General features: G+C 53.8%; 7 protein-coding genes. 5 read left to right on the top strand and 2 right to left on the bottom strand.

Annotation, left to right across the window (positions count from 1 at the left end):
- Both B3Z49_RS14555 and ykgO read left to right on the top strand, forming a co-directional pair.
- Nucleotides 1-732 (top strand): methyltransferase domain-containing protein (locus tag B3Z49_RS14555; RefSeq protein ID WP_296992181.1); only part of this gene is annotated, 732 nt, incomplete at its 5' end.
- A 161-nt stretch (nucleotides 733-893) separates the two neighbouring features.
- A complete protein-coding gene (gene ykgO / locus B3Z49_RS14550) occupies nucleotides 894-1,019 on the top strand; it encodes a type B 50S ribosomal protein L36 (RefSeq protein WP_007090004.1) in 126 nt (41 codons plus the stop codon).
- Nucleotides 1,020-1,132: 113 nt separating this feature from the next.
- Here ykgO and B3Z49_RS14545 read toward each other — a convergent pair whose 3' ends face one another.
- Nucleotides 1,133-2,977 (bottom strand): adenylate/guanylate cyclase domain-containing protein, encoded by a 1,845-nt coding sequence (locus B3Z49_RS14545; RefSeq protein WP_296992171.1) that lies wholly within the window; start codon nucleotides 2,975-2,977, stop codon nucleotides 1,133-1,135.
- 46 nt (nucleotides 2,978-3,023) lie between these two features.
- Nucleotides 3,024-3,461 (bottom strand): Lrp/AsnC family transcriptional regulator, encoded by a 438-nt coding sequence (locus B3Z49_RS14540; RefSeq protein WP_120224880.1) that lies wholly within the window; start codon nucleotides 3,459-3,461, stop codon nucleotides 3,024-3,026.
- Between the two features lie 164 nt (nucleotides 3,462-3,625).
- Here B3Z49_RS14540 and B3Z49_RS14535 point away from each other — a divergent pair, with 164 nt between their 5' ends.
- The 3 genes from B3Z49_RS14535 to B3Z49_RS14525 form a co-directional block, all read left to right on the top strand.
- Nucleotides 3,626-4,708: a saccharopine dehydrogenase family protein gene (locus tag B3Z49_RS14535; RefSeq protein WP_349676392.1), complete on the top strand. Its 1,083-nt coding sequence runs from the start codon at nucleotides 3,626-3,628 to the stop codon at nucleotides 4,706-4,708.
- A 240-nt stretch (nucleotides 4,709-4,948) separates the two neighbouring features.
- Nucleotides 4,949-7,405 (top strand): tetratricopeptide repeat protein, encoded by a 2,457-nt coding sequence (locus B3Z49_RS14530; protein ID WP_349676391.1) that lies wholly within the window; start codon nucleotides 4,949-4,951, stop codon nucleotides 7,403-7,405.
- Between the two features lie 97 nt (nucleotides 7,406-7,502).
- Nucleotides 7,503-8,401 (top strand): hypothetical protein (locus B3Z49_RS14525; protein WP_296992167.1); only part of this gene is annotated, 899 nt, incomplete at its 3' end.

Raw genomic sequence — 8,401 nt, 5'->3', positions numbered from 1 at the left:
TATGACAAACTGTTTGATCACGGGATCATGATGCCGGGCGGTCATGAATACGCCCTTGAGCTTGCCAAGCCGCTGGCACTTGATGAAACACTCAGTTGTCTTGAAATTGGTGCAAAGCTTGGTGGTGTGGCCCGGTTGCTGGCGGATCGTCTTGGCGTTTGGGTGACGGCACTTGAGCCGGACGGCGAGCTTGCGCTTCTGGGCATGGAGCGATCTGTTCAAGCCGGTGTTCAAAAGAGAGTCCCGGTTCAAACGCTTGACCCGCTTCAGCCTGAGCTTCGCAAGGGCTATTTCAACGTCGTTTATTCCTATGGCGAGCTTTATAAGATCCCGGAAAAGGAAACCTTTCTCAAAGCTTTGGCCGAAACCCTGCGCGATCATGGGCAGCTTCTGGTTACGGATTATGTTTTGACGCGTGATCTTGATGAAAATGAGTTGGCAAACTGGGCCAGGCTTGAAGGCGAAGAGCTGTTTCCGTGGACAGCACAGGAGTACAAATCCCGTCTTGGTCAGCTGAAATTCGATATCCGTATTGCCAAGGATGAGTCGGAAACGCATCTGAAGCATATCAAATTGGCTTGGATGACAATGCTTTCAGACATCCAGAAGGCCGGTCTGGACCCCGATATCATGGATTATCTCGAGCCAGAGATGGAAATGTGGATGAATCGCGTAAAAATGCTTGAAAATGGCAGCCTGGCCTTTTATCGGTTCTACGCAACGATCAACTGAGTGCTCAGGTTTAAGATCCTGAGCCGAGACTGCTGCTGGCGACGCAGAGGGGATTTGTTCCACTTTCTGTCGCCGCAACCTGTTTTAGGTGTTGACAGGGGCATGTCGTACTTCTATTTTCCGGCTTCCTCGAAGGGGCCAAGTTTCTAAGGTTTAAGATTATGAAGATCCGGAACTCATTGAAATCCGCGAAGCTGCGGGAAAAAGGCTGCCGTATCGTGCGCCGCCGTGGCCGCGTATACGTGATCAATAAAAAGAACCCGCGTTTCAAGGCGCGCCAGGGTTAATTCCCGGTACCTTGTTCTAAGGTTTTACAAAACGCCGCATCGGTTCATCCAATGCGGCGTTTTGTTATTTGTATTCCTTGAATGATGAAGGGGGCAGCAAATGCCCCCTTTGCTTATTTGTCGGGCCGGGTTGTAAACAGCTCTGTCTTGGTATGACGTCCGCGCAAAAGCACATCGCCTGCCTTGGCAACACGATCAGGATCAGCCAGCAGGTTGCGGGTTGTCTCCGAGATCAGGATTTGTGTTCCCAGAACCTTGTTTTCCTGTTCAAGGCGTGACGCCGTATTGACGGCATCCCCGTGAACAGTGAATGACAGGCGGGCCTTTGCGCCGACATTCCCGGCAACCATCGGGCCGGTATTCACACCACAGCGAACCTTTAACTCAAGCCCCTCGAACTTGCGCTTTTCGACTTCGGCTTGCAGGGCAATGGCGCTATCGACAGCGGCATCTGCATGGTTCTTTAGGTCATCAAACACGTTATAGACCGCAAGGATCGCATCGCCTTGGAACTGGGTGATGATGCCGCCATGGCGTTCGATGATCTGCGTCGCACAGTCGAAATAGTCGTTAAGCATCGCAATGATCTGTTTCGGATCAAGGCTTTCACACATCGAAGTGAAACCGACGATATCGACAAAAAGGACGGTGGCTTCGGATGTTTGTGGCGGCAGGACGCCGGAATCATTGCCCGATGCCAACAGCTTCTTGGCAATGGATTGCGGTACGAACTTACCAAACAGGCTGGTGATGCGTTCACGATCATGTACGGTCATCATCATGTGATTGAACGACCGCGCGGCGTCGTCATATTCCCGAATGCGGCTGCCTTTAAGCTGCGGCACATCGATTGATGCGATGTCTTCGTCTTCAAAGGCGCGCGCAGCACTGGCAAACCGGCGGATCGGCTTGGTGAAGTGTCGCGACAGGACGATGGCAACGATAACCGACAGGATAAAGACGGCACCGCCAAGAACAGAGGCCAGAACCAGTCTGTCCCACTCATCGTCAAACAATTCCTGGTCAAAATACATGCCGATTATGACCGGTGAAATTGGCGCGGTTTGAACCTGGCGCGTGACGATCAGGTGATAGCGGTCATTGTACTCAAGCCCCGAAAGGCGAATGCCGCTGTTGTGGCGTTCATCATCGGGATCAAGCCGGATGCTTTCGGATTTTCCGATATTGGCGAGAACAGGGTCGCCAATGTCATGAATGGTGGGCAGGGGAATCGGGCTGCGTGCGATGTTATCGCCATTAACCAGCTCGGTTGTTGTTTTCTCCCCCCAGTTGCGCAATCCCGGATGGGCCATGACCCGGTTGCCACCAATCAGAACAAACGGTGTGCCAGGCAAATCTTCGCGCCCGCGGATCAGGCTTTCTGACAAATTGGACAGCGACAGATACTGAATGAACGTTCCAAGATACTGCCCGTCATAAAACAGCGGTACCCAGCTTGTCAGGACGGTGCGGTCAAAATAGGGGTCCCAACGGGGGTAGCCCGTGCGGTTGCTTACAGGGCCGCGGATATGCGCAAGCTCGGAAAACAGCATGTCGTCTTCGGGCAGGGTTCTTCGAATGTCGCTCATGTCTTCGGGATTAAAGCCGATAAATTCGCGTTCCCCGGTCACAAGCCCATAGGCCATGACACCCATGTCTGCCGCCGCAAGGGCGCGCATCGTGCTGGTCCAGCCGTACTGAAAACTTGGATCAAGTGCGCCGCTGGCAACCTGTTCTGCGACCCAGTCAGAACGTTGTTCGACCTCGTCCATGCGTTCATGCATGGTGCGCTGCACCGATGTCAGGTCAATATCAGCCAGCATCACCCACAGATTGCGGGTGTTTTCATAGGCCGTTCCAAGACCGACATAAAGGGATAGTCCGACGCCAAAGACACTGGTGGCGATAAAACCGGCAAGCAGTACAGAAAGGACTGAATATCTGCGTTTTGATTTCAATCGGTTTTCTTCCAGAAAAGAGGTTTTCCCCAACCCCGCGCCGATCTTAGCGGCGATCGAACTTTGTTGAAAGGATGATTGAGCTTGATGTGCGTTTTATCCCCGACATTTCCCCGATCCGGTCAAGCACACCATCAAGTTCCTCGGGCGTGTTTGCGGCGACCTCGGCGATAAGGTCGTATTCGCCTGAAACCGCAAGGCACCGAATGCAGTGCGGGACTTTCTGAAGCGCGCCAACGACACCTGCCGACTGTTTTTGTTCAAGCTGTATCATGACTTCTGCCAGCAAGACGGGCTTTGCCACATCACCAAGCTGAACGGTGTAACCCTTGATAACTTCTGCCTTTTCAAGGCGCTCCAACCTTTCCTGAACAGCACTGCGAGACAGACCGACTTCACGCGCAAGGGCAGCAGTAGGAATGCGGGCATTTTCTTGCAGGCGTGCGATAAGCTGGCGGTCAACTTCATCAATCTGACGTTTCATCGGTTTTACCCATTAAAATGACGGGGTTTTATTGTGTTTTGACAGTATTGCCGGGTTGAAAGCGTTCGTCCAGCGGCGGAACATCATTGGGCAAAAACAAAACATGATCAGGGCAGGTACGACATCGACGGTGAAGGTGTCTGCTCGTTCGGGAGTTAGAGAAAATGAAAAAGATTTTGATCCTCGGCGCCGGGAAAATTGGTCGCATTGCTGCGGTGATGCTCAATGAAAGTGGCTATTATGCGGTGACGCTGGCCGATGCCAGTGGCGAAATGCTGGAAATTTGTGCCGAAGACAACGCAGCCACCCTGGTAAAAGTAGATGTCACAGATGAGGCCGCACTCACCGATGTTGCCAAAGGGCATGATGCAATCCTGTCGACATGCCCGTTCTTCTTGAATGTGGCGATTGCCCGTGTCGCACGCGCGGTTGGGGCATCCTATTTTGACGTTACCGAAGATGTTGAAACAACCCGCGCTATTCGGGAAATTTCCAAGGGTGCGCAATGCGCCTTTGTGCCGCAATGTGGTCTGGCACCGGGATTTATTTCCATCGCGGCTCATGACTTGTTCAAGCGATTTGATCACGTAAACAAGCTTCGTTTGCGTGTCGGGGCTTTGCCGCAAAATCCGACCAACCGTTTGAAATATAACCTGACCTGGTCGACTGACGGGCTGATCAACGAGTATCTGAACCCGTGTGAAGCGATCCTGAATGGCAAGCGGGTCGAAGTGCTGCCCCTCGAAGGATATGAGCGCTTTACCATTGATGGTACGGAGTATGAGGCCTTCAATACTTCAGGTGGCGTGGGCGCGCTGTGTGACATGCTTGAAGGCAAGGTCGATAACCTTGACTACAAGACCGTTCGGTATCCGGGGCATCAGGAAATTCTTAAAATCCTGATCGAGGACCTCAGACTTGGCGAACGTCCGGAGATGATGAAGGAAATCTTCGAAAATGCTCTGCCAGTCACCAAGCAGGACGTGATCGTGATCTTTGCCGATGCTGTCGGCACGCGGCGCGGGGAGCTTTGTGAAGAGAGCTTTATTCGCAAGGTCCATGGCACGCGCGTTGGCGATATGGAGTGGTCTGCGATCCAGATTACAACATCGGCCGGATTGTGTGCTGTGATGGATATGGTTCTGACCGGTAAATTGCCTGCAACCGGTTACGTCCGACAAGAAGAAGTCAGGCTGGAAGATTTTCTGGCAAACCGGTTTGGTCGATATTACAGCCAGGCTGGTTGAGTGGGCCTAGCGACCTGCATTTGATATTTTGTACTGAAACCCTTCGGAGGTGATTCCGGAGGGTTTCTTTATTTTTCAATGCTGTATGTGGGGAAGTTTTCCTGATTTCTCAGAAAAAGGTGTTCTTACAACCGGTTAGAACAGCGATGACTTCGCCGTCATGAATTGTTTTGAAAAATTCCATCAAGGACGTGGTTTGTTAACGGTTGGACCTTATGGTGGGACGAAATCTGCTTTCTCTTGGGTAATAGGTATTCCTTGTCTGATTTTGCCGACATCTACCGTTCTGCATTGAACCTGTATGAGGCAGGCCGATACGCAGAGGCAGAAGAATCCTGTCAGCGAATGATCCGATCATTCCCACAGGCCGCAGAGGCAATGCATCTGGCCGGTCTCGTTGCGATGCGCCACGGGAATCAGTCCCTGGCTGCAGAGCGTATGGGGCGCGCCGCCATTGCCGATGCCAATAGTGCAGAAATTCAGCATGATCACGCCCAGGCCCTTAAGGCCATCGGCAAATTGCGTGACGCCGTTGGCGCGTTCAAGCGGGCCATTCGGTTGTGCCCGGATGCCCCGGCACTTTATTGCAATATCGCCAATACCTATCGCCAGCTTGATGAACTTGAAGACGCGCGGGAAAATTATGAACGCGCGCTGGAGCTGGCACCGGATGTCGCCGAAATTCATGCCAATTATGCCGCCTGCCAATATGCGATGGGCGATATCGAAGGCGCTGAAACGTCTTGTTTGACCGCGCTTAAGATGCGCGACGACATCGTCAATGCATTGGTTCTGATCGGCCAAATCCGCCTGGATCAGGGGCGCACAGTTTCCGCAAGCGAACCGTTGCGCCGTGCGCTATCGCTTGAACCCGGTCATCCGCGCGCATTAACTGCCTATGGCGATGCACTTTTCCAACTGGGTCAGTTTGCCGGTGCGCAGCATTGCCTTCGGCAGGTTCTGGCCCTTGATCCGGATGACGCCAAGGCCCGCAGGACACTTGCGTTGCTTAATTTGCGCGTCGGGCAGGGGCTTGAGGCGATTGGGGCGCTTGAGCCGCTATTGGCCCACAGTCCGGAAGATCCGCAATTACTGTTGATGATGGGCGAGGCGCTTAGCCTTGTTGGCCGTCATGGCGAGGCCGTTGAACAGTTTGGCGCAGCCATCGGGGCCGGTGGCGGTGATGACGCGGTTTTCCGTCTTGCCGTTGAACTGGCCGAAGAAGGCGATACTGGCTCTGCACAATCGGTTCTGCAAAGCGGGATAGATCGCAAAATTGCCGCGGGCGAGAATACCGCGCTGTTCCGCACAGCACGCCGTTTGTTGTTTGCCCCTGTGCCGACCGATCTTGCCGCCCAGAATGATGAAGTCGTGCGTGATCTTCTTGATGATACGCTTGATGAAGACGCACTTGAGCCGGATCTTGAATTTGTTGGTTCTGACCGGATCGATCCCATTGTTCTGACTCGCTTTCCGCCGGTCTGGCGCGCTGCATTGCGCCCGGAAGGGGACAAACAGTTACGCGCGGTTGGCCATTACTGGGAACGCCTGGTGTCAGGTTATGATGTGCCGGAAGTCAGCGCATCCTCCACACGGCTCGGTGGGAAAATCCGGATCGGCATCGTTTCGGCCAATATGTGTGACAATGGCGTGGGGCGTTGGATCGAAGGCCTCGCCGAGGCGATTGATCGCGACCGGTTTGATGTGACAATCATTCGTCCGCCAACCGGCGAGGACGACATTACCGCTCGCATTGACGAACATGCCGATCTTGTCGTGCCATTGCCGCTTGATCCGTTGCATTCGGCACGGGTGATTGCAGGGCTTGGTCTTGATGTTCTGCATTATGTCGACCCGCAGGCCGATGCCTATACGATGTTGCTGGCAAGCTGGCGCTTGGCGCCGCTTCAGATTTCAGGTGGCGGGATTGCAGCGACCAGTGGTCTTTCCAACATTGATTACCATCTGATCGCCGAGGATTGGGAAACAGCCGGCGGTGAAAAGCGGTTCAGCGAGAAGCTGGTGCGCCTTCCGGGCTTGTTTGTGAATGCCACGCCGCCAGAGCCTGTCGAGATGTCGACAACGGACTTGCAGCGGCGCTGGCGCTTGGCGCAGGACCGCAATACCTATTTGTGCCCGCAGCCGCTTGATGTTCTGACGGCCGAGTTTGATCCGCTGATTGCCGAAATCTTGCGGCTGGATGAAACCGCAGAGCTTTTGCTGATTGCGCCAGAACGCGATAGCTGGGATGCAGCATGGGGGCGCCGGTTTGCCATCAATCATGCGGATGTTGCCGGTCGGATGCGGTTTGTGAATGTGCGCAACCGGGCCGATTTGTTGTCGCTTTTGTGTGCTGTGGATGTCGTGCTTGAAAGTCCGGCATGGAATGATGCGATGCTGGCCTTTGATTGTCTGGGGCTTGGTGTTCCGCTTGTTACCTTGCCGGGGAATGCGGCGCGATCCCGGCGCAGTCATACCTGCTATCGTCAGATATCGGTTTTTGATTGCGTTGCCTATCATTCGGCCGATTTTGTCGATACAGCGCTGACACTTGCGACCGATAAACGCCGTCGCTCGGTCGTTTCGCACGCCATCAAGAGCCGGTCGCACATTCTGTTTGGCCAGAAATCATCCTTTGATGCCTATATGCAGTTTCTTGACCGATCAATCGCACTGCCAGCCGATAAAGTGATTTAATTTCCGATAGATAACCTTGAAACTACCCAATCGACTCACAAATTCTAAGGTGATGTTTGTATATGGCAGTGATGCCAGACCCGGTTGAGGTAGTTCTATGGCCTTGCGTTTTTCCAAGGGGCAGATTGTCCGTCTGACTGTCGCCTTGGCTATTTTCGTTATTGCGATCTGGCAACTCGCACCACTTTCCGTTTCTGATATTCGCCCGAACGGCGTTGTGAATGCCAAATTGGTGACCATTCAGGCCCCGATCAGTGGTCAGCTTGTTCGCGCAATCCCCGATGTCGGAGAGCCCGTTTCGGCCGGGTCGATTGTGACAAGAATAACCGATGACACCGAACCCCAGGCGCTGCTTGCCCAGCTTGATGGTGAATATCAATTGCTGCGGTCGCGAAAAACGGCGTTGGTTGAAAAGCTGTCGACCCTGAATGGCTTGCGCCGCGAATTGGGCGAGCGCGTCCGTGAAATGGTGACGGGTTCAATGGAAAGCCTGCATTACAAAATGCTTGAGGCAGCTGCCCGCCAGAAAGGCTGGATGTCGGTCGTAAAGGAACGTGATTTGAGCCTCGCACGGCAGAAAACCTTGTTGGCGGATGGCCATGTCGCCAAGGCGCGTGTGGAAGAAGCCGAAAGCCTGCTTGAACAGGCACAGCAAGAGGTCGAGCGCGCACGCGCCGATGAAGAACGTTACCGCAAGGAATCCGGTGCGCTTGAAAAAGGTGTGTTTGTCGGGGACGGGCAAAATGATGTGCCATATTCCCAGCAGCGTCTTGACGAAGTCGTTCTTGCGATTGCCGATCTGAATGTGCAACTGACCGAAACCAACGGGCGCATGGCATCACTTGAAAAGCAGTTGCGTGACGAAAGCGCGCGTGCGGGGCGTCGCGAATCCATGCTGGTGCGCAGCCCGATTGACGGGTTGATATGGCGGCGCATGGCAACCGAACTTGCGACGGTTACCAAAAACAATGACTTGGCAAAAATTCTGGATTGTTC

Origin of the sequence: Thalassospira sp. UBA1131 (genome assembly GCF_002311515.1) — a bacterium.
Lineage (GTDB): Bacteria > Pseudomonadota > Alphaproteobacteria > Rhodospirillales > Thalassospiraceae > Thalassospira.
Note: the sequence above shows the minus strand (reverse complement) of the source record. Positions and strands in the feature narration are given on the sequence as shown.

Coding starts and splice junctions, on each gene's coding strand:
- ykgO (WP_007090004.1), top strand. CDS start 894: ATGAAGATCCGGAACTCATTGAAATCCGCGAAGCTGCGGGAAAAAGGC.
- B3Z49_RS14540 (WP_120224880.1), bottom strand. CDS start 3,461: ATGAAACGTCAGATTGATGAAGTTGACCGCCAGCTTATCGCACGCCTG.
- B3Z49_RS14535 (WP_349676392.1), top strand. CDS start 3,626: ATGAAAAAGATTTTGATCCTCGGCGCCGGGAAAATTGGTCGCATTGCT.